Genomic DNA, 21,602 nt, shown 5'->3' with positions numbered 1-21,602 from the left:
CAGCCCTTATGAGCAACAGCGACACCACGGCCCGGCCGAGCGACGAACTCTTTACGATCGAAAAACGCGACGATGGTATCGCGATCCTGCGTTTTGGCGTGCCCGGCGCACGCCAGAACACGATCAAGGCCGAGTTTGCCGATGCCTTCGATCGCGTGCTGGAAACCCTGGAACACGACACGGAAGTCATCGGCATCGTGCTGATCTCCGACAAGCCGGGTTCGTTTCTGGCCGGTGCCGATATCGGCCTGTTCGATACGGTGACCAGCGCAGCCGAAGTACAGGCCCTGTCGAAACGCGGTCAGGCCGGCTTTACCCGGCTGTCGAAACTGCATGTGCCGGTGGTCGCCGCGATCGACGGCAGTTGTCTGGGCGGCGGTCTGGAAATGGCGCTGGCCTGTGACGTGCGTATTGCCGCCGACACGCCTGCCACTACGTTGGGGCTGCCCGAAGTCATGCTCGGGCTGTTGCCCGGGGCGGGTGGCACCCAGCGCCTGCCGCGGCTGGTAGGTATTGCTACCGCCCTCGATCTGATGCTCACCGGGCGCAAGCTGCGCCCCGCCCAGGCGAAAAAGATCGGCCTGGTCGATCGCGTGGTCGCGCCCGAAGCGCTGCTGCTGGAAGCCGTGCGCCAGGCCCGCGTGGCGGGCAAGCGCTCGTCGACCGCCTCGCCAGCGCTGATCGAGCGCGCACGCGGGCGCGTACGGGCCGGAGTGGCGGGATTGGCCAACGCCGCGCTGGAAGACAATCCGGCCGGGCGGCGGGTGCTGTTCGATCAGGCGCGCAAGACGTTGCGGGCGAAAACCCATGGCCATTATCCGGCGCCCGAACGCATTATCGATGTCGTGGCCACCGGCTATCGGCGGGGTATCAAGGCCGGCTATGCGGCCGAGGCCGAGGCCTTCGGCGAGCTGGCGATGGGGCCGGTATCGAAGGCGCTGCGTCATATCTATCACGCCACCGAATCCCTCAAGAAAGCCACCTTCGTCGCCCGCAACGTCAAGGCGCGCGAAGTGCATCACGTCGGTGTGCTTGGTGCCGGGCTGATGGGGGCCGGCATTGCGACGGTCACCGTCGACAAGGCGGCTCTGCCGGTGCGTATCAAGGACGTGAGCGACGAGGGTCTGGCCCGCGGCATGGCCCATGTGCGCGCCTTTTACGACAAGCGGGTGGCGAAAAAGGCGATGACGCGCGCCGCGGCCGATCGTTGCCTGCATCAGGTTACCGCGACCACCGACTACAGCGGTCTGGGTGCGGCGGATATCGTCATCGAGGCGGTGTTCGAGGATCTCGAGCTCAAGCAACGCATGCTCGCCGATGTGGAGGCCGCAGCCGATGCGCGCGCCAACACTGACTGCATCTTTGCGACCAATACGTCGTCGTTGCCCATTGCCGAGATCGCCGCTCAGGCAAAACGGCCCGAGAACGTGATCGGACTGCATTACTTCTCGCCGGTCGAGAAGATGCCGCTGCTCGAGATCATCGCCACCGACAAGACCGCGAAAAAGACCATCGCCACTGCCGTTGCCTTCGGCAAGGCCCAGGGCAAGACCGTGATCGTGGTTCGCGACGGGCCCGGTTTCTATACCACGCGCACGCTTTCGCCCTATCTCAACGAAGCGGCCCGGTTGCTGGCCGAGGGCGCGAGTGTGCGTGCGATCGACGAGGCGCTGGTGGACTACGGTTTTCCCGTCGGTCCGCTCACGCTACTCGACGAAGTGGGCGTGGATGTGGGCGTCAAGGTCGGTCCGATTCTGGAAGCCGCCTTCGGCGCGCGCATGGCTGCCCCTGAGGCCTCGGCGAAGATGATCGATGCCGGCTATCTCGGGCGCAAATCCGGCAAGGGGTTCTACGACTACACCGCGAAAAAGAAAAAAGGCGCCAAGCGGCCGGTTAATGCCGAACTGGCCACGCTACTCGCTGACGAGCGTCAGGACGGGCAGGCACCGAGCGCGGCCGAAATCGTCGAACGCTGCACGTTGTTGTTCGTCAACGAAGCCGCCCATTGCCTGTCCGAACGCATCATTGACGACCCGATGCAGGGCGATATCGGCGCGGTATTCGGGCTGGGCTTCTTGCCGTTTACAGGCGGGCCGTTTCGCTATGTCGACACGCAGGGTGTGGGTAATGTCGTCGATCGCCTACAGGCGCTTGCCGAGCGCCACGGCCCGCGTTTCCAGCCGGCGCCGATTCTTACCACCATGGCCAAGGCGAAGGCCGACTCGCACCGGCGCTTCTACAGCGTATAGCGCAGGCCGGTGATGACCGTAGTACGGCTTCGTTCGTCAAAGACTTCTATCCGCAGATTTCACAGATGACGCAGATTGAAGGCAAAGACGAAAAGTTGGTTGTCAGACAGATAGGGATTCATAGAGGTGATGCGCGTTTTTGTAGCCGCGCCCTTCGATCTGACGCCCGCTCGACAACCGACTGACCGACTGATTTTCAAATCCTTTCAATCAGCGAAATCTGTGGATAAATGGCTTGAAGAACGAAGCCGGATTAAGCGTTCGAGGTCATGGAATGGCCGCTGGCGCAGTTTGAAAGATCAGGAATGCCTTTGATCAGTGCGGGTCTGCGACTGATCGGGTGATTTATTGGCGTGCTCGGCGTAACCCGCGCCCAAACGCCCCAACGAGAAGCCCACAGCGGCTCGGGAGTGCGACCCATGTTCGAAAAACTGATGAAGTGGATGCAGGCGAATAATGTTTTGCCGCGTATCTCCGATACCGAACGCCAGGCTCTGGAGGCCGGCGATGTATGGATCGACGGCGAGTTCTTTTCGGGGCATCCGGATTTCAAACGCATGCTGGATTCGCGCTACGGCCACTTGAGCGCCGAGGAACAGGCGTTCATGGATGGGCCGGTCAACGAGCTGCTTTCGCGAGCCGACTGCAACGCGATCGCGCTGGGCCGACGTGTGCCCGACGACATCCTCGAATTCATGGCGGCCGAAGGCTTTTTCGGGCTGATCATTCCCAAGGCTTACGGCGGCAAGCAATTTTCCACGCTGGCCCGCTCGGCGATCATGGCCAAGGTCACGCCGCATTCGGGCATATTGTCGGCGTATGTGGTCATCCCCAATACGCTGGGCGCGGCCGAGTTGCTGGTGGAATACGGCACCGACGAGCAGAAGGAACACTATCTGCCACGGCTGGCGCGCGGCGAATACCTGCCATGTTTCGGTCTGACCGAACCGACCGCCGGTTCCGATGCGGCCTCGATCACCGCCGATGCCGAAGCGTTTCGTGATGACGCCGGCGATGTATCGCTGCGCCTGAATTTCGCCAAGCGCTATATCACCCTGGGGCCGGTCGCCAACCTGATCTCGCTGGCCTGCCGGCTACGCGACCCCGACAATCTGCTGGGCAAGGGCGAAGCCCCGGGTATTACCGTGGTGCTTATCCATGCGGGTACGCCGGGACTCAAGCAGGGCGATCGCCACGAGCCGATCGGCGAAGCCTTTCCGAACGGCCCGCTCATCGGCGAGAACGTGGTTGTGCCCGCCGACAATATTCTCGGCGGGCGTGAACAGGCCGGCGGTGGCTGGCGCATGCTCATGGAGAGCCTCGCCGGCGGGCGTATGGTGTCCTTGCCTGCCACCGCTGTGGGTGGCATGCGCACGGTGGCCGCGGCTACCGGCGCCTATTCGATGGTACGCCAGCAGTTCGGCCTGGCCATCGGTCGTATGGAAGGGGTGGCCACGCCGATCGGGCGCTTGAACGCGCTGGCCTATCTGGGCGAGGCCGCGCGTGTGCTGGGTTGCACGGCGGTGGACGACGGCATCGACCCGCCGGTGGTTTCAGGCGTGATGAAAGCCTATACCACCGAACTCGCGCGTGAATGTGCCACCGATGCCATGGATGTGTTTTCCGGCGCGGGCGTGATGCAGGGGCCGAACAACATCATCGGCCGCGGTTATTGCAGTGCGCCGGTGGCCATTACCGTGGAGGGCGCCAACATCATGACGCGCACGCTCATGGTATTCGGCCAGGGCGCAATTCGTTGCCACCCGCATGCGCTCAACGTGGTGCATGCGGTGGAAAACGACGATTCAGCCGCGTTTTCGAAAGGCATGCGTGGCTGGATCGGCCACTTTTTCGCCAATATGGGGCGTACCCTCGGCCATGGGCTCACGCGCGGTGCGTTCGTGCGGGTACCCGATGTCGACAAATCCATGCGCCGCTATTACAAGAAACTCGGCTGGGCTGCCTCGCGCTTTGCTCTGTTCACCGATCTGGCGCTGTTCTTCGTCGGCGGCAAGCTCAAGATGCGCGGCAATCTCACCGGCCGCTATGCGGACGCGCTGGCCTGGATGTTGATGGGGTTTGCCGCCCTCAAGCGTTTCGAGGCCGAAGGCCGCCAGCCGGCCGATCGTATTCTGGTGGACTATGCCCTGCGTCTGAGTCTGGCGCGGGTGCAGGCGGCCTTCGAAGGTATTTACGAAAATTTCGACGGCCCGCTCGGCAAAATGCTGCGTTGGGTCGCGCTGCCCATGCTGCGGGTGAATCGGCTGGCACGGCTGCCCGATGATCGACTGGCGGTGGCCTGTGCCGGCGTTTCGCAACGCATGGATGAACAAAGCCAGCGCCTGAATGCCGATATCTTCCTGCCGGCGAATACCGAATCCGGGGTGGGGCGCTTGTTCGAGGCATTTCGCCGGGTGCACGCAGCCGCGCCATTGGTGGAGCGGATCAAGGCCGCACAGAAGCAGGGGCGGTTGCCCGACGGCGATCCCGATGCGCTCGCGGCGGCGGCGCGCGACGCCGGCATTCTCGATACCGACGAAGCCGACCAGGTGGCGGCCGCTCGTACGGCGCGCCTGGCCGCGATCGATGTCGACGTGTTCAGTGAAGCCGAATTCTTTGCCCGGGCGGTCGATACGGCGGACGATGCGCGGCGCCAGGCGGCATAGCCCGAGCACTTTATTTGACCGCTAATGAACGCGAATAAACGCGAATGACGTGATGAACTCGGTATGGAAACAGCAGATTTCTTAGCTGGACAACGCGCGTACGCGCACGCTTATGCGCCGCGGCTAAGGGCCACGTTGAAGCGGTTGAGATCTGTAGTGACACGTCGGCCACACGAATTGCCAGATCTGGGGCTTTCGTTTTCAAACAATGAAAACGGTCGGCGAATGCACGCCGATAAACGCAAATGCAAGACAGCGTTTGATGAGGCAAAAAGGTGAGCGGGCGGCCCGAACAGCACAGCGACAGCCTTCGATCGACCTGCGTTTTGCCTTATTCGCGTGTATTCGCGTTCATTTGCGGACACGTTGCTTGCGCGAGCAAAGCCAAGCGTTGCAGACATAATCCACTGTGTTGTTACGTTCGATGGGCAGCTGAACGTATTCGACCAATCCGGGACAGACCATGACCAATCCGCTTCTGGCAGGCGTGCGCATACTCGATCTGACGCGATTGTTGCCTGGCCCGCATGCGACCCAGCTGCTGGCCCAGTTGGGCGCCGAGGTCATCAAGATCGAGGACCCGCAGGGCGGCGACTATGCGCGCACGCTCTCGCCGGCACTGTTCGAACAGGTCAATCGTGGCAAGGCGTCGGTGACCCTGGATTTGCGAAGCGCCGACGACGTGGCGGCGTTCAAGCGCCTGGTAGCTGACGCGGACGTGGTGATCGAATCCTTTCGTCCCGGCGTGATGGAACGGCTCGGCTGCGGCTACGACACGCTCAAGGCGATTAATCCAAAGCTGGTTTATGCCGCGCTGACCGGCTATGGCCAGAGCGGCCCACTGGCCGCGGCCGCCGGGCACGATCTCAATTATCTGTCGTTATCCGGCGTACTCGATCAGACCGGCCAGGCCGGCGGGCCGCCGGCGATGTCCAACGTTCAGATCGCGGATCTGGCTGGGGGCGCGTTGACCTGTGCGGTGGGCGTGTTGTCGGCGATTATCGGTGCCCGTGCCAGCGGCCAGGGCACGTTTGTGGATGCGGCCATGCTCGACGGGTCGCTGGCCCTGCAGCCGGTGGCCATGGCCACGCGCGCGCAGTTTGGCCAAACCCTGGCGCGCGGCAGCGATACGCTGACCGGTGCGCTGCCCAACTATCGGGTCTATAAATGTCGGGATGGGCGATATCTGGCCGTCGGCGCGCTCGAGCCGAAGTTTTTCGCCCGTCTGCTCGAACGGTTGAACCCGGTTAAAACAAGCAAGGCCGGGCGGCGCAAGGATCGATCCGATCGTGCGAAAACACCATCCGCCGGACGCGACCCGAGCGCGCGCGGCTGGGCCGAGCGAGTCACCGACGCCTTGTCCGATCCGCGCCGTGCCCGGCATCTCACCCGACCCGTGCACTGGAGCTTGGCCGCACTGTTTCGTACCCGCAGCCGCGATGCCTGGATACGGGTGCTTGGTGATACCGATGCCTGCACCACGCCGGTACTGACCCTCGAAGAAGCACTCGCCCATCCGCAGGTTCGGGCCCGCGACATGCAGCAGGGCGATGCACTGGGCTGCCCGCTGCAATTCGACGGCCAGCCCCGCGACGCGCTGTCGCCGAGCCCGGCCCTGGGTGCCGACAATACGCGCCTGCTTTAGCCAGGGCTCGACGCGCCCGGTTTTGGGTCGCCCGGCGACAGTGGCTAAACTGTCGGGCAATATTTATCAACAAGGATTGATCATGTCGCTGACCGATTCGACCATGATGCCGCTGGGCAAGAAAGCGCCCGATTTCTCGCTGCCGGATACGGTATCCGGCCAGACGATTTCGTTTGCCGATGTGGCAGGCGAGCAGGGCACGGTGGTGATGTTCATCTGCAACCACTGCCCCTATGTGCTGCATATCGTCGACGAGATCGTGGCGGTGGCCAATCATTACCAGCCGCAGGGCATCGGGTTCGTCGCGATTTCGTCCAACGATGTGGCCGAGCGCCCCGAAGACGGGCCCGAGCAGATGCAGGTATTCGCTGAAAGCCGCGAATTTGCGTTCCCGTATCTCTATGACGAAAGCCAGGCCGTGGCCAAGGCCTATGACGCTGTCTGCACCCCGGATTTCTTCGTGTTCGATAGCGACGGCAAATGCGCCTATCGCGGCCAGTTCGACGAGTCGCGCCCGAAAAACGGCGTGGCGGTGACCGGCGCGGAACTGCGTGCATCGCTGGATGCGCTGCTCGAAGGCGACATGATTCCCGAAGACGTGCAAGTACCCAGCCAGGGCTGCAGCATCAAGTGGAAAGCCGCCTGATGCCATAGAGGCAAAGCCGCGGAGCAAGCGACCCGCGCGGGTGGGCCGCTTCGTGATCGAAAACGCCGGTGCGCGCAAGCGACCGGCTTTTTTTTTGCACACGGTGCCCGTGAGCGACAACAACGGTTTACTCGGTATATGGTTTGCGGCGTTCGATAATGAGCAAGAGGAGGACTTATGTCTGATAACAAGAATCGCTATCCCGACGTGTCGCTGCTGATTAACGGCGAATGGCGCGCCGCCGCCGACGGACAAACGTTACCCGTGATCAACCCGGCCACGGGCGAGGTCATCGGCGAACACGCGCACGCGCGTCGGGCCGATCTGGACGCCGCGCTGGAAGCGGCAGACGCCGGCTTCAAGCACTGGCGCACGGTGCCCGCGGTCAAGCGCGCGGCCATTCTGAACAAGGCCGCCAATCTGTTGCGCGAGCGCGCCGACGATATCGCCCGCCTGATGACCATCGAGCAGGGCAAGCCGTTGGCCGAAGCGCGCGGCGAAACGCTGGGCGCGGCAGGAACGCTCGACTGGTTCGCCGAAGAGGCCAAGCGTATTTACGGCCGGGTGATTCCGGCGCGCGCCGAGAATGTGCAGCAGATTGCGGCCAAGCATCCGGTCGGGCCGGTCGCGGCCTTCACGCCGTGGAACTTTCCCTTGAATCAGGCCGTGCGCAAGGTGTCGATCGCGCTTGCCGCGGGTTGTTCGATCATCCTCAAGGGCCCGGAAGACACACCGGCGTCGGTGGCCGAGCTGTTGCGGTGCTATGTGGATGCCGGTGTTCCTGCGGGCGTGGTGAATCTGGTCTACGGCGTGCCGTCCGAAATCTCCGAATATCTGATCCCGCACCCGGTCATCCGCAAGATCTCGTTTACCGGCTCGACCGCCGTAGGCAAGCAACTGGCGGCACTCGCCGGCGCGCACATGAAGCGCAACACCATGGAGCTGGGTGGCCATGCGCCGACGCTTGTGTTCGACGATGCCGACATGAAAACGGCCGTAAAGATGTCGAGTATCGGCAAGTTCATGAATGCCGGCCAGGTCTGTATCTCGCCGACGCGTTTTCTGGTGCAGGAAGGGGTCTACGAACAGTTCGTCGAGCAGTTCGTGGCGGCGGCCAAGGCGGTCAAGATCGGCAACGGTCTGGAAGAAGACACACGCATGGGCCCGCTGGTCCACGACCGGCGCCCGAGGGCGGTGGGCGACATGATCGACGATGCCAGACAGCACGGCGCAGAAGTTCACCTGGGCGGCAGGCAAGCGGACCGACCGGGATATTTCTTCGAGCCCACCGTGTTGAGCGGTCTCACCCATGACATGAAGATCATGAACGAGGAGCCGTTCGGCCCGGTCGCCGTCATTAATACGTTCAGGGACACCGACGAGGCGATCGCCGAGGCCAATCGTCTGCCCTACGGCCTGGCCGCGTATGCATTTACCTCGTCGATGAAGACCGCGCATCGGGTTGGCCAGGAAATCGAGGCCGGCATGATCTCGATCAACCATCTTGGGCTGGCATTGCCGGAAACGCCGTTCGGCGGCGTCAAGGATTCCGGTTACGGTTCGGAAGGCGGCAGCGAGGCGATCGAGTCGTATCTGGAGACGCGCTTCGTGACCACGGCTGCCATCTGATCGAAGCCGATTCTGTGCACGAAAGGCCGCACAAGATCATTGTGCGGCCTTGTCATTCGCCTGCCCGGTGTTCAGCCGGGCATCAGGCGACCCATCACGCGCCAGTAGTTCACCGGTATCAGGCGCGAGATCGCGGAAATTACCTGGGCATCGATACCGATCAGGCAGCGGCCCTTGCCCTTGGCCAGATCGTCGAGGATCTTGCGCGCCGCCTGATCGGGGGTGGTGCGCGCCAGTTTGTTGACGAAATCACCAGCGACCTTGCTCTGGTCGTTATTGCCGTCAGGCCCGACATAGAAGCGCGCGGCGTGGGCGATGCCGGTCTTGATGCCGCCCGGATGCACGCACATGACGTGCAGGCCGCTGTCGGCGGTTTCGTGGCGCAGTGCTTCGGTAAAGCCGCGTACCGCGAACTTGGTGGCGTTATAGGTGCCCTGGGTCGGCACGCTGATCAGCCCGAATACGCTCGAGACGTTAACGAGCGCGCTGCCTTTGTGCTTTTTGAGTTCCGGCAGAAAGGCCTTGGTGCCGTGAACGACGCCCCAGAAGTTGATGCCCATGATCCATTCGAAATCCTCGTAGGTAGTGTTTTCGATGGTCTGGGAATGGGCCACGCCGGCATTGTTGACGACCAGATCGACCCGGCCGTAGGTGTTGACGACCTCGTCGCGAAAGGCTTCGACCGCGCTACGGTCGGAGACGTCGACCGTGGCGGTGAGCACGCGTGCCTGCCCGCACTCGCTGCGGGTTTGTTCCAGGGCGGTGGTGTTGACATCGCATAGCGCCAGATGCGCGCCGCGCTTGGCACAGGCGGTCGCCAGGCTACGCCCGATCCCGGACCCCGCGCCGGTAATGACGACCACCTTGTTGTTCAAGTCTTTCATGTGCTGTTCCTTTGGCTATACGGCAACCCGGGCCGTTGCGGCGGCTGACAGGCAAAGCTGTGGCCGATCGCGATGCGTGTCGATTGCGCGATCAAACTGACAACGACTAATGTCAAATTACGTTTGACAGGAATTAATGTCAATATGCACGCATGAGTACTGCATCCTCTTCACCGCGTTCTCGACGTAACGGGCGGGCGTATGGCGGGCGCACGCTGGACGAACGCCGTCGCCAACGCCGCGCACAACTCATTGCCGCTGGCATCACCGTCTATGGCCGCGAGGGCTTTCGCGGCGCCACGGTCAAGTCCGTGTGTCGCGAGGCCGGGCTGACCGAGCGCTATTTCTACGAGTCCTTTGCCAACAGCGAAGCGCTGTTCGCCACGGTTTACAAAACCCTGGTGGAGCGCCTTGAAACAGCGGTCGTTGCAGCCATCGATGAGGCGCCCAGCGACGCCGAGGCGATTGCGCGGGCGGGATTGCGGGTCTTTTTCGAGACCATGTATCACCAGCCGGGCACGGCGCGCATCCTGCTGATCGAGATTTTCGGCATCAGCGGAGATATCGACCGCCTCTATCGCGAAACCACCCAGAATTTCACCCGAACACTGCAGAGCCTGCTGGGCAGCGTTTTCGTGTTCGGCGAAGACAGCGGTACTGATGCGGGCGTGGTATCGACCGGCCTGGTGGGCTCGACCATTCATATCGCCATGTACTGGACGCTCAACCGCTACCATGAGCCGCTGGATACGGTGGTGGAGTCCAGCCTGGCGCTGTATGTGGCCATGGCCAGACAGGCCGCGCATGATCGCGGCCCGGCCTGAACGCTAAGCCGGCATGAAACGGTACGGCCGCAGCCGTACCGTTTGCTGCCAGTGCGCAGTTCGCCGTTAGTGGTGGGTGGCGTAGGCCGCTTCGGCGTTTTCGACCAGTTCGTCGAGCTCGGCCAGCAGGTCCGCGTTGTTCTGTTGCCACGGGTGGAAGCTGTACTGGAAATAGCTCAGCCACTCCGGAACCATCCGACGGATATAGCCGGGCTTGCCGAGTGCGAAGTTCAGAAGCTTGAGGTGCCCCCGTACGCCCGCCTTGCGACACTTTTCGTCGGCCCGGCTCATCTGCCAGTAGAAACTCGCCACGATCGGCCAGAACAGCGCGGTCGCGGCCGCCATGGCCGCCGAGCGTTCCACCCAGTTGCGCGGACCGCGCCCGATGCATTTTTCGTAGACGTCATAAGCCACGGCCTTGTGCTCGATTTCCTCGAGCGCGTGCCAGCGCCACATGCGTTCGAAGTCTTCCTGCGAGCCGTTCATCATCTCGGGATAGCGCAGCAGCATGTCGCCCATGAGCGCGGTGTAGTGCTCGAGCGCGATGGTTGCCGCCAGCGGGAAGGACTTGGGCGTCTTCGCCTTGATCCAGTCGAGCAGGCGCCAGGTGAACTGGTCGAGTTTGGCCGCGGGCAGGCCAGCGGCGTCCATTAGCGCGTTGTACTCGATATGCTCGCGCGAATGCATGGCTTCCTGGCCGATGAACGCGGTCGCGGCTTTCTTGAGATCCGGGTCGGGGATCTCGTCGCGATAGCTGCGTACGGCGTCGATGAACATGCGCTCGCCGGCCGGAAACAACAGGCTCAACGCATTCATGAACTGGGTGACGTTCGGTCCGGCCTGGTGCCAGTCGCTGATGCGATCGCCGGGCGGCAGAAAATGCAGATCGCGGCGTTCCGGCATGACGGCGACGTTGTCGCTGTGCGGAAATTCACGTTGTGTGGCACTGGCAGTGTGCTCGGCGATATCGGATGCGTTCTTGCTCATGTTGCCCTCCTTGATCAGGGTTCGGTTGGCCGTGTGACGGCGTGTTCGGGTCAATCGTTTATGTGTTTCGCGGCAGGCGCTAGGCGCTTTGGCCGGCATAGGCCGCTTCGGCGTCGTCGACCAGTTGGTCGATTTCAGCCAGCAGATGCGCGTTGTTCTGCTGCCACGGGTGGAAGCTGTATTTGAAATAGGCCAGATATTCCGGCAACAGCTTGCGCAGATAGCCGGGGCGGCCGAGCATGAAGTTGGCCAGCTTGAGATGGCCGCGCCAGCCGGCCTGGACACAGGCGGGATCGGCCGCGGCCAGGCGCCGATAGAACAGCATCACATGCGGCCAGAAGGTGACCGTGGTGGTGAGCATGATGGCGCTACGCATGGCATAGGCGCGCGGCCCGCGGCCGACGCATTTTTCGTAGACATCGTAGGCCACGGCCTTGTGCTCGACTTCCTCGAGCGCGTGCCAGCGCCACATGCGTTCGTAGTCGGGCTGCGAGCCGGCCATTTGCTCGCGGTGGCGCAGCAGAGTGTCGCCCATCAGTGCCGTGAAATGCTCCAGCGCGATGGTCATCAGCAAGGGGGTGACCTTCGAGCTGTGCGCCTTGACGTATTCGGTGTGCGCCCAGACCTGGGCATCGAGCTCGCTGGCGGGCAGCCCGGCCGCGTCCATGAGCTTGTTGTATTCAATATGCTCGCGCGAATGCATGGCCTCCTGGCCGATGAACGCGGTCGCGGCCTTGCGCAGATCCGGATCGGGGATTTCGTCGCGATAGGCACGCACGGCATCGATGAACATGCGCTCGCCGGCCGGGAAGAACAGGCTCAAGGCGTTCATGAACTGGGTGACGTTCGGTCCGGCCTGGTGCCAGTCGCAGATACGATCGCCCGGGGGCAGGAAATGCAGGTCACGCCGCTCGGGCATGACCGGGCCGCTGTAGCCGCTGAACTGCTGTTGTATTTCGGCTGTACTCTGGCTCATGACAGGCTCCTCAGGCGTGTTTTGCACGCGCGGGTTCGGGGTGCGACGCATCGGTTTGCAATGGTCGGCGGGCGCCGGGATCGTTGCGATCGACAAAGGCACGGCAGTCGGCCGCGATCGTCGCGGCTTCGCTCTGGATCGCCCAATGGGCGGCGTCGATGTGTTTGACCGTAAGGGTTTTCACCCAGCGATCGAGCCCGGCCACGAAGCCGGGGCCGACGAACGGATCGCGCTCGGGCACGATCACCTGAACCGGCATCGGGGCCCGTCGATCGCGCGGCGCCCGCAGGCGCGCCAATACATTGGCGCGATACAGGGCAATACCGGTCGCGCCGTCGCGGGCCTGGCTGGGGTTGTCATCCAGGGGCGCGCCTTCCATGCGCTCGGCGATGGCTGGCCAGCCCTTGCCCAGCGCGGTATGCCAGGCCAGTGCGGGCAGCACGGGTAGGTGAAAGGCCATGATGTACCAGGATTTCGCGAGCTGGCTGAGCAGGCTGGCGCGATTGTTGTGCCACTGCTGGCGCAGCCAGTGGCCGGCATGATCCAGGCACGGCCCGGAAATGGAGGTGAAACTGGCGATACGTGTCGCCAGCGCCGGGTCGGTGGCAGCGTCCCAGCCTTGTATCGAACCCCAGTCGTGGCCGATGAGGTGTACCGGCGCATTTGGGCTCGCCCAGTCGATGACCGCGGCGAGATCGGCCGTGAGATGGTCGAGACGGTAGGCACGGGTGCGCCGAGGGCGCTCGGAACGCCCGGCGCCGCGTACGTCGTAACGTACGCAACGAAAATCCGCTACCAGTTCGGCGACCACGCGATCCCACACGCCATGATTATCGGGATAGCCGTGCACGAACACGAGTACGGGCGCATCGCGAGGACCGTGCGCATAGCAGGCCAGATCCACGCCATCGCCACGCACCATGGTCGGTGTCTCGAGGGACTGCCCGTTGTTGTCGGAATCGGCCATTGGCGACGTTCGATGTAATCGTTACATCAAACGATGTCACAAAGAACCGGGCGGTGCAACTGGGTATGCTGCGATGCCGCAAAATGGTATGGAACGCCTTTCTGCGCGAGGTTTTGACGCGCGAATACGCCATTCACCAGGCGCGCATGGCGATTACGTCATCGCGATATACGAATGTTGTACGCGCGCACGCGCCAGCGCGGACCGTCGGTCAGCGCCCAGCGGGCTTTAAAAACGCAGGGTGAGAAGTCGGCCCGCGTACTAGCGTGCGTCGTGAAGATGCTCCATGAGCAGCGCCAGCCGATCGCCTAGATGGCGGTCGGCCGCCTGGCCCATGGCGCGCGCGACTTCCGGCAGCACGGCCATTTCCACCAGCGGGCGAAAACGCCAGACGATATCGGCGAGTTCGGGCATATGCTCCTTGGGCGGAAGCTGGCCTTCGCCGTAGCGGTCGAACACGTGCATGGCGACCAGACGCACCATTTCATCGGCGGCCTGTTCGACGTTACGCCGCAAATAGGCGACCACGTCGAGCATTTCCTCAAGCGGAATACCCACGGCGACCAGTTCCGCACCGGCATGCAGCATGCGCGGGCTGGGCACCCGATAGCGCATGCCTTCCGGGCGGATGACGTCCAGCTCGATCGCCTTTTTCAACGCGGTGCGCGAAAACTGGCCGCCGAATTTCTTGAGCAACTCCGGCATGGTGACGTAGTCGGGGACTTCGTCGGTCCAGGGGCTGGCGACCGCGGTTTCCAGGCCCAGCAGGCTGCCGATATCGTTGCCGCGCTCCCAGCTTTCGATCAGTTCGCCGATGTTGGCCAGGGTATAGCCGCGTTCGAGCAGGCGATTGATGATACGCAGCCGCGACAGATGCGCGTCGTTATAAATGCCCTTGCGCCCGCGTCGCTCGGGCGGCGGTAGCAGCCCGCGATCCTGATAGGCGCGGATATTGCGCACGGTGCTGCCGGTCGCGCGCGCCAGCGCATCGATCGAGAACTCCGGCGGCGTGCTCTCGGTGTCGTGATCGGCTGTCTTGGAAGCACTAGTCATACGCAAAGGATAGCCCGACGCGATGATGGCGTCATCCGGAAATGCCGTGCCATGGGCGCGTAAACGATCTAGGCGCAGCGCGCGGTACGCGTGGCCCGATAGGCTGCGATCTCCTCGATGGTGAGAACCGGCAGGTCGTGCGCCTCGGCGTAGCGCTGGATATCGGCATTGCCGGCCATGGTGCCGTCGTCGTTCATCAACTCGCAGAGCACCGATGCCGGGCGCAGCCCGGCCAGAATCGCCAGATCGAGCGAACCCTCGGTATGGCCGCGGCGTTCCAGTACGCCGCCGGCGCGTGCGCGCAGCGGAAACACATGGCCGGGGCTGACGATACGGCGCGGGCCCTCAACCGATTCCAGCGCGGCCGCGATCGTGCGTACGCGATCGATCGCGGATACGCCGGTGGTCACGCCGTCGGCAGCTTCGATCGACACCGTGAAACCGGTGCCGTGGCGGGCCTGGTTATCGCGCACCATGGGCTCGAGTTCGAGCGCGTCGGCGCTGGCCTGATCCAGGCACAGGCAGACGATGCCGCTGCCGTTGCGGATCATGCGGACCATGGTTTCGGTCTTGAGGTTTTCGGCGGCGGCGACGATATCGGCTTCGTTCTCGCGATCGGCATCGTCGAGCAACAACACCGGATCGCCGGCGCGAAAGGCGGCGATGGCCGCAGCCAGGCGGGGATGGTTGTGCAAATCATTGTGGGGCATGAAACGTCCTCTTGGCTGAGTCAACGTTTCAGGGCGACAGGCGCGAAAGGCGTGCCCCGTCGCAGGTGGCCGCCGTGCGTCTTCTTTCATCCGGACTATGACCGTCGGCTCTGGCATCGCACCAGATCTGCTGACCCTCGATCGAAAACCGAGGCGCTCGCGGGCTCGTCGATTACGACATACCGCCGGTGGGGAATTACACCCCGCCCTGAAGACGCCGGCGAGTATAGCCGATCGGCGCGCTGGCGTCAGATCGGGTCGCATGTGCGGGTTACAGGCCCTACTATTTCGCCTGCTTCCACCACCGCGATCATGCATATGCAATTGGCCAGCAAACTGCCGAGCGTGGGCACCACCATATTCAGCGTCATGAGCGATCTCGCTGCCGAATACAACGCCGTGAATCTGGGTCAGGGCTTTCCCGATTTCGAGCCGCCCGAACCGCTGCGCGAAGCGCTCGCCCGCGCGGTCGCCGAGGGCCGCAACCAGTATCCGCCGGGCATTGGCGTGGCTGCGCTGCGCGAACAGATTGCGGCCAAGACCGCCGCGCTGTACGGGCGCGACACCGACCCCGCGACTGAGGTCACTGTCACCTCCGGCGCGACCGAGGCGATTTTCGCGGCCATCGCGGCGACGGTGAGCGCGGGCGATGAAGTCATCGTGCTCGACCCGGCTTACGACTGCTATGTACCGGCGATCGCGCTGCAGAATGCCCGGGCGGTACGCGTGCCGCTTGCACAGCCGGATTTCGCCATCGACTGGCAACGCCTCACCGATGCTATTAGTGCGCGTACGCGCATGATCATCGTCAACTCGCCGCACAATCCGACCGGCGCGGTATTGCAGGCCGACGATCTCGCGCGTCTGGCCGAATTGCTGCGCGATACGTCGATCCTGGTGCTGGCCGACGAGGTCTACGAACACATGGTGTTCGACGGCCACGCGCACCAAAGCCTGGCGCGCCATGCGGAGCTGGCCGCGCGCGCCTTCGTGGTCAGCTCGTTCGGCAAGACCTATCATTGCACCGGCTGGAAGATCGGCTACTGCGTGGCGCCGCCCGCCCTGACAGCGGAGCTGCGCAAGGTGCATCAGTACCTGACTTTTGCCAGCTTTGCGCCGGCGCAGTGGGCACTGGCCGAAATGCTGGAGACCCAGCCCGACCATCATCGGCAGCTGGCCGATTTCTATCAGGCCAAGCGCGATCGTTTTCGCGCGCTGTTGGCCGATACGCCGCTCACCCTACGCGATGTACCGGGCGGCTATTTCCAGCTGGTCGACTACCGCGCGGTGCGCGATGTCGATGATGTAACGTTTTCCCAGTGGCTCGTGCGCGAGGCCGGTGTGGTCGGCGTACCGCTGAGCCCGTTTTTTGCAACTAAGCCGGATACGCGATTGCTGCGACTGTGCTTTGCCAAACGCGATGCCACGCTCGTGGCGGGCGCCGAACGCCTGGCGACGCTTCGCGGCGGGCACTGATCGCTTGCCGGTTCGGATCCGTGTCGGTCGCACGCGGGGCGCGCCGGCAGCGGGGCCGCGACGCAGCGCCTATAAGGCTTAGCGCTGGCGCTCTTCGGGATCGCCGGTATCGGCCTCGTCGGCGTTATCGGCATGCCATATCGCCTCCCAGCGCCAGCCGTCATCGCGTACATAGGCATGCAGCAGACGCTGGTGGTCGGTTTGATCGAGCTGCTGGCGAACGGTTTCGGGGGCTGCCGCAAAGAAATCGAAGGCACGGAAATCGTCGAGGGACGGAATCTCCGGCGTCTGGGCGCTGGGGCGGATGAACGCGCTTTCCAGCGTGCCCAGAAAATGGGCGATATTGCGCCGGGTGATCGCAATGCGCGCTCGCGTGTCCTGCGGCAAGTTGGTATGCGCGCAATCGATGAGGGTCAATGTCTGATCGAGGCGGGCCAGGGCGAGCGGGAGCGCGGTCATGGTATCGGCGCTATGAAAGTAATGCAGAATCGGATAGGCCAGATGTTTCTGGCCGGCATCGGCGATAGCCGAGCCGATCTGCTCGAGCTGCGAGGCGAGGGTCGCAAAATCGCCGCTACCGACGGTGGTGCGGCAGATATCGAACGGGCTCTCGCCCATGGCATTTATGCTCAGCGCGAGCCGGCGTTTTTCGGTCGCGGCCGAAATGATCGGGATCGCATAGGTAATCGACATGGTAAACAGCAGCAGCCCGTTGGCAGAGGCGAGCACGGTCAGCAGTCGAGCCCAGTTGTTGTTGGCCACGATATCGCCCACGCCGAGCGTCGTGAGCGTGAAGCCGGCGAAATAGATCCGTTCGATCACGCTGGCAGGCAGCTGGGTGGTGGAATGCACTATCGACATCGGGCTGGCACAAAACACCAGTGACCACCCCAGCCAGGCGATTGCGACCCAACTGAGGATCAGCCCGAGCGTGATCCAGGTGCCGGCGCGTTCGAGCATGCCATGGCGTGGCCGGATGCGATGCACGAACAGCAGCCCGCGCCAGAGCGCGCCGCTCAGGCGCCGGGTGAGCGGCCCGGACGTGGAGGCCGACAGGGTGGTGCGCGCACCGTCATAGGCAACGGCGAGCACAAGCAGGGCGCCGAGCAATGCGGCGATCGGGTGGGTTTCAATCATGGCGCGGGCACGTTCTTCGAATCGCAAGCGCGTGATCGTATCGATTTGCGCGGCGCCGGCTATCCGTATCCGCGCTGAGTCGCGCGAGCGCGACCTGGAACGCCCGAGCGCATACTGGCCGCGGTGCGCAAATAGAAAACCCCGGCTCGGGGCCGGGGTTTCGTGTGCGCCTGGTGAGGGCTTTTAGGTGCGGTTGCCGCTGTTATCGGCACTGGCGGTCAGGCTGCCGCGGGTGCCGTCGGGAAAGAAGCCGCCGCCATTGCCGCTGCCGATCGTACCGCCGCCGGGGCGCGCCGCCGGCGTGAGATAGACGATGTTGTGTACCTGCTGCGGCGTACGGCTGAAGGTGATGCCGTTATCGTCGGTGGGCACGATATTGGACGCCGAATACGTGCTGCCGTAGATCGACACGCTCGTCTGCGAATCGCCGATGCCCTGATCGAGGTCGTCGCTGCCGTCGAGGTTGTCACGTGCTCCGGAGATGGCGTTGACGACTTCGCCGACACTCAGGCCGGTGTCAGCATAGGGTTCGTCCTGGCGCTGGGTGAGGAGGGTGCGTACCAGCCCCGCGTGATAGCCCTCGACCGAGAGGATGCCGGCGGCCGCGGTGAGAAAATCCGGGTTGCTCAGAAAACGTGCACCGCCCTTGTAGGCCGTAACCCCGACATCCTCGAAAATGAACGCGCCGATAAGAAAGCTCAGCGGATCGGCAAAGGGGTCGAACGCACTCAGTCCGGCCGCCTGCGCGGCGGCATTGAAGGCATCGGTGAAGTTGATCGGTGGGCGCGCGATGACGCCGTCACCCAGGCCCGCGCGCAAAAACTGCACATGGTCGAGTTCGTCGGCGGCAATCTCGGCCGCGTAGCGGCCGATCAACGGCTCGGTGGTAAAGCTGACCGCGCGCCCGCCGGTCACCGTGCCCACGGCCATGTTCGCCCCGCCGGTATCGTCGTCCATCAGCCCGTTGCCGGTCACCGCGCGCAGATAATATTCGGCTTCCAGGTATTCGAGATTGAGCGCGAACTGCAGCACCGCGGCATCGCCGGGGCCGGCGTCGTTGCTGTCCTGGGCGACGGCCGAGCCGTCGTTGTCGCTACAGGCAGCGAGTAGCGAACTGCCGGCCAGACCGGCAGAAAACATACCGGCATTGGCAAGAAAGCGGCGCCGTGAACTGCTGATCGGCTTGCCGGTGCTGCCGTGGACGATGCCGAGCGAGCGGTTTGTCGTTTTTTGTTCGTTTTGATCTGCCATGACCTGATTCCTCCAGTGTGCTTGGTAACCGATCGGGCGACTGGCTGCGAACAGCCTTGTGCGATCGGTCTGGTGCGAGCGGGGCTCGCACCGAACGAGGCGGTAATCGAAATACCTCGTTGCTTGACGCTAGCACGGTCAAACGCAAAGGCCACGCCTCGACACGCTGCTTGATCGCTGTTTTCTCTGGAGATTCAGCTGTAATGGCTAATGATTAAATTGGGAATAAAAGACCAAATAGCTGATAACGCTGATTTTTATGGCGCCGCTCGATGGGCGCTGGCGTACCCGGTGACGGGTTGATGAAATTTGGATGACGGCGGCGGTAAGTGGGCGCGAGTGCGCGATCTGCGCGCGGCGGCGGGTGGCGGCGTCGGGTTTGCGAACCCCAATCGCGTGTTGCCCGTCTGGGCGCTTTAATAGACAATGCACGGCCTTTGTCAAGCCGCGTCATAGGATTGTCGATGCCTGCACGCCGTGATCTCGCCAACGCCATCCGTATTCTGTCGATGGACGCTGTCCAGCAGGCCAACTCCGGCCACCCCGGCATGCCGATGGGCATGGCCGATATTGCCGAAGTCCTGTTCAACGATTACATCAAGATCAATCCGGGCAACCCGGACTGGGTCGATCGTGATCGGTTCATTCTGTCCAACGGCCACGGCTCGATGCTGCAGTATGCGCTACTGCATCTGACCGGCTACGACCTGTCGCTCGACGACATCAAGAACTTTCGCCAGCTGCATTCGAAAACGCCGGGCCATCCGGAAAACTTCATGACGCCCGGTGTAGAAACCACCACCGGCCCGCTGGGCCAGGGGCTGGCCAATGCGGTGGGCATGGCGCTGGGCGAAGCCGCCCTTGCCGCGCGCTTCAATCATCCGGATGCCACGCTGGTCGATCACTACACCTGGTGTTTTGTCGGCGACGGCTGCCTGATGGAAGGCATCTCGCACGAAGCCTGTTCGCTGGCGGGCACGCTGGGTCTGGGCAAGCTGGTGGTGTTCTACGACGACAACGGGATTTCGATCGACGGCGAAACCCGCGGCTGGTTTACCGACGATACACCGGCGCGTTTCGAGGCCTATGGCTGGCAGGTCGTGCGTAACGTGGACGGTCACAACGCCGACGAGATCAAGACCGCGATCGAAACCGCGCGCCAGGAAACCGGCAAGCCGACCCTGATCTGTTGCAAGACCGTCATCGGCTGGGGGTCGCCCAACAAGCAGGGCACCGCGGGTGTACACGGCGCGGCGCTGGGCGACGAGGAAATCGCTGCGGCCCGCAAGCAGATCGGCTGGGCCGACGAAACGCGTTTCGCCGTGCCCGACGACATCTATGCCGCCTGGGACAAGCACGACCGCGGCGCGACCGCCGAGAAGAACTGGCAGGACGCGCGCGCGGCCTATGCGGCCAAGTACGCCGACGACATGGCCGAGTTCGAGCGTCGCATGGCCGGGCAGATGCCGCGCGACTGGCCGGCCCAGTGCCGGGCCTTCATCGAAAAGGTGCAGGCTGAAGGCAAGCGCACGGCCACGCGCAAGTCTTCCAAGGCCGCGATCGAGGCTTATGCCGCGCTGCTGCCCGAGCTGATCGGCGGCTCGGCCGATCTGTCCGGTTCCAACGGCACCGATTTCAAGGGTCATGTGCCCATCAGCGCCGACGATTACAGCGGCAACTACGTCTATTACGGCGTGCGCGAGTTCGCCATGACCGCGATCACCAACGGGCTGAGCCTGCACGGCGGCTTCACGCCCTTCGGCGCGACCTTCCTGACGTTCTCCGACTATGCGCGCAACGCCGTGCGTATGGCCGCGCTCATGCGTTCGCGCAATATTCTGGTCTATACCCACGACTCGATTGGCCTGGGCGAAGACGGCCCGACCCATCAGTCGGTCGAGCATATCGCCAGTCTGCGGCTGATTCCCAACCTGCATGTCTGGCGGCCCGGCGACGACGTGGAAACCGCCGTCGCCTGGCAGGCTGCCATCGAGCGCGAGAACGGGCCCACTGCGCTGGCGCTTTCGCGCCAGGACGTGGATCACCAGCCGCGTGATGCGTCTCAGGTGGCCGCGATCGCCCGTGGCGGTTATGTATTGCGCGAAGCCGAGGGTCAGGCCAAGGCCTTGATCATCGGTACCGGTTCCGAACTGGAGCTGGCGGTGGCCGCGGCCGATCGCCTGGCCGAAGAAGGCGTCGGCGTACGCGTGGTTTCCATGCCTTGCATGGAAGTCTTCGATGCCCAGAGCGCGGACTATCGCGAATCGGTGCTGCCGGCGGACATTACTGCCCGTGTGGCGGTCGAGGCCGGGGTCAGCGACAGCTGGTATCGCTTTGTCGGCGCGAACGGGCAGGTCGTGGGCGTGAACGATTTCGGCTCGTCGGCGCCGGCGGGCGATGTCTATGCCGAGATGGGTGTGACCGTCGACGGCGTGCTCGCGGCGCTGCGCGCTCAGCTGGGCTAGTCAGTCAACATATTCGAATTCATGTGTTTCCTGGCCG

Annotated in this window: 16 protein-coding genes and 1 riboswitch; of the genes, 8 read left to right on the top strand and 8 right to left on the bottom strand. The window is 63.5% G+C overall.

Translation table 11 applies throughout. From position 1 onward, the window contains the following. The first annotated feature begins 8 nt into the window (after positions 1–8). The 5 genes from fadJ to S4A8_RS03815 all read left to right on the top strand — a co-directional run bounded on the left by fadJ (position 9) and on the right by S4A8_RS03815 (position 8,835). The gene (gene fadJ, locus S4A8_RS03835; protein WP_353219105.1) at positions 9–2,249 is read left to right on the top strand and encodes a fatty acid oxidation complex subunit alpha FadJ; all 2,241 of its coding nucleotides are present in this window, start codon (positions 9–11) and stop codon (positions 2,247–2,249) included. A 419-nt stretch (positions 2,250–2,668) separates the two neighbouring features. Next, on the top strand, positions 2,669–4,915 hold the full coding sequence (locus S4A8_RS03830; protein WP_353219104.1) for an acyl-CoA dehydrogenase: 2,247 nt from the start codon (positions 2,669–2,671) through the stop codon (positions 4,913–4,915). A gap of 463 nt (positions 4,916–5,378) precedes the next feature. Then, positions 5,379–6,560: a CaiB/BaiF CoA transferase family protein gene (locus S4A8_RS03825; protein WP_353219103.1), complete on the top strand. Its 1,182-nt coding sequence runs from the start codon at positions 5,379–5,381 to the stop codon at positions 6,558–6,560. Between the two features lie 82 nt (positions 6,561–6,642). Then, positions 6,643–7,206, top strand: coding sequence for a thioredoxin family protein (locus S4A8_RS03820; RefSeq protein WP_353219102.1), 564 nt, complete (start codon positions 6,643–6,645; stop codon positions 7,204–7,206). Between the two features lie 177 nt (positions 7,207–7,383). Beyond that, positions 7,384–8,835: an NAD-dependent succinate-semialdehyde dehydrogenase gene (locus tag S4A8_RS03815; protein WP_353219101.1), complete on the top strand. Its 1,452-nt coding sequence runs from the start codon at positions 7,384–7,386 to the stop codon at positions 8,833–8,835. Between the two features lie 71 nt (positions 8,836–8,906). On the opposite strand, the gene S4A8_RS03810 is transcribed toward S4A8_RS03815, so the two are convergent. Further along, entirely contained in the window at positions 8,907–9,719 is an 813-nt protein-coding gene (locus S4A8_RS03810) for an SDR family NAD(P)-dependent oxidoreductase (protein WP_353219100.1), read from the bottom strand. Between the two features lie 152 nt (positions 9,720–9,871). Between S4A8_RS03810 and S4A8_RS03805 the strand changes: the two genes are divergently transcribed. Next, on the top strand, positions 9,872–10,543 hold the full coding sequence (locus S4A8_RS03805; RefSeq protein ID WP_353219099.1) for a TetR/AcrR family transcriptional regulator: 672 nt from the start codon (positions 9,872–9,874) through the stop codon (positions 10,541–10,543). Between the two features lie 66 nt (positions 10,544–10,609). Here the strand turns inward: S4A8_RS03805 and S4A8_RS03800 are convergent, their stop codons facing one another. The 5 genes from S4A8_RS03800 to ribB form a co-directional block, all read right to left on the bottom strand. Continuing rightward, positions 10,610–11,530: a metal-dependent hydrolase gene (locus tag S4A8_RS03800; RefSeq protein ID WP_353219098.1), complete on the bottom strand. Its 921-nt coding sequence runs from the start codon at positions 11,528–11,530 to the stop codon at positions 10,610–10,612. Positions 11,531–11,609: 79 nt separating this feature from the next. Further along, complete coding sequence (locus S4A8_RS03795; protein ID WP_353219097.1) at positions 11,610–12,506, bottom strand: metal-dependent hydrolase; 897 nt, start codon at positions 12,504–12,506, stop codon at positions 11,610–11,612. A 10-nt stretch (positions 12,507–12,516) separates the two neighbouring features. Further along, positions 12,517–13,473: an alpha/beta fold hydrolase gene (locus S4A8_RS03790; RefSeq protein WP_353219096.1), complete on the bottom strand. Its 957-nt coding sequence runs from the start codon at positions 13,471–13,473 to the stop codon at positions 12,517–12,519. A gap of 261 nt (positions 13,474–13,734) precedes the next feature. After that, entirely contained in the window at positions 13,735–14,526 is a 792-nt protein-coding gene (locus S4A8_RS03785) for a MerR family transcriptional regulator (protein WP_353219095.1), read from the bottom strand. Positions 14,527–14,594: 68 nt separating this feature from the next. After that, the gene (gene ribB, locus S4A8_RS03780) at positions 14,595–15,236 is read right to left on the bottom strand and encodes a 3,4-dihydroxy-2-butanone-4-phosphate synthase (RefSeq protein WP_353219094.1); all 642 of its coding nucleotides are present in this window, start codon (positions 15,234–15,236) and stop codon (positions 14,595–14,597) included. A gap of 74 nt (positions 15,237–15,310) precedes the next feature. Next, positions 15,311–15,456: riboswitch (FMN riboswitch) on the bottom strand. A gap of 98 nt (positions 15,457–15,554) precedes the next feature. Between ribB and S4A8_RS03775 the strand changes: the two genes are divergently transcribed. Next, positions 15,555–16,712 carry a methionine aminotransferase gene (locus S4A8_RS03775; RefSeq protein ID WP_353219302.1) on the top strand — a complete coding sequence of 386 codons (1,158 nt, stop codon included), beginning with the start codon at positions 15,555–15,557 and terminating at the stop codon, positions 16,710–16,712. Between the two features lie 78 nt (positions 16,713–16,790). On the opposite strand, the gene S4A8_RS03770 is transcribed toward S4A8_RS03775, so the two are convergent. Together S4A8_RS03770 and S4A8_RS03765 are read right to left on the bottom strand one after the other, a co-directional pair. Beyond that, entirely contained in the window at positions 16,791–17,849 is a 1,059-nt protein-coding gene (locus S4A8_RS03770; protein WP_353219093.1) for a potassium channel family protein, read from the bottom strand. Between the two features lie 183 nt (positions 17,850–18,032). Then, positions 18,033–18,989, bottom strand: a complete 957-nt coding sequence (locus S4A8_RS03765) for a ferritin-like domain-containing protein (protein ID WP_502950705.1) — start codon at positions 18,987–18,989, stop codon at positions 18,033–18,035. A 575-nt stretch (positions 18,990–19,564) separates the two neighbouring features. On the opposite strand from S4A8_RS03765, the gene tkt reads away from it, so the two are divergent. Beyond that, entirely contained in the window at positions 19,565–21,565 is a 2,001-nt protein-coding gene (gene tkt, locus S4A8_RS03760) for a transketolase (protein WP_353219091.1), read from the top strand. The last annotated feature ends 37 nt before the right edge of the window (positions 21,566–21,602 follow it).

It is taken from the genome of Salinisphaera sp. S4-8 (assembly GCF_040361235.1).
GTDB lineage: Bacteria > Pseudomonadota > Gammaproteobacteria > Nevskiales > Salinisphaeraceae > Salinisphaera.
The sequence above is the reverse complement of the archived record's forward strand: the minus strand, read 5'-3'. Positions and strand labels throughout refer to the sequence as shown.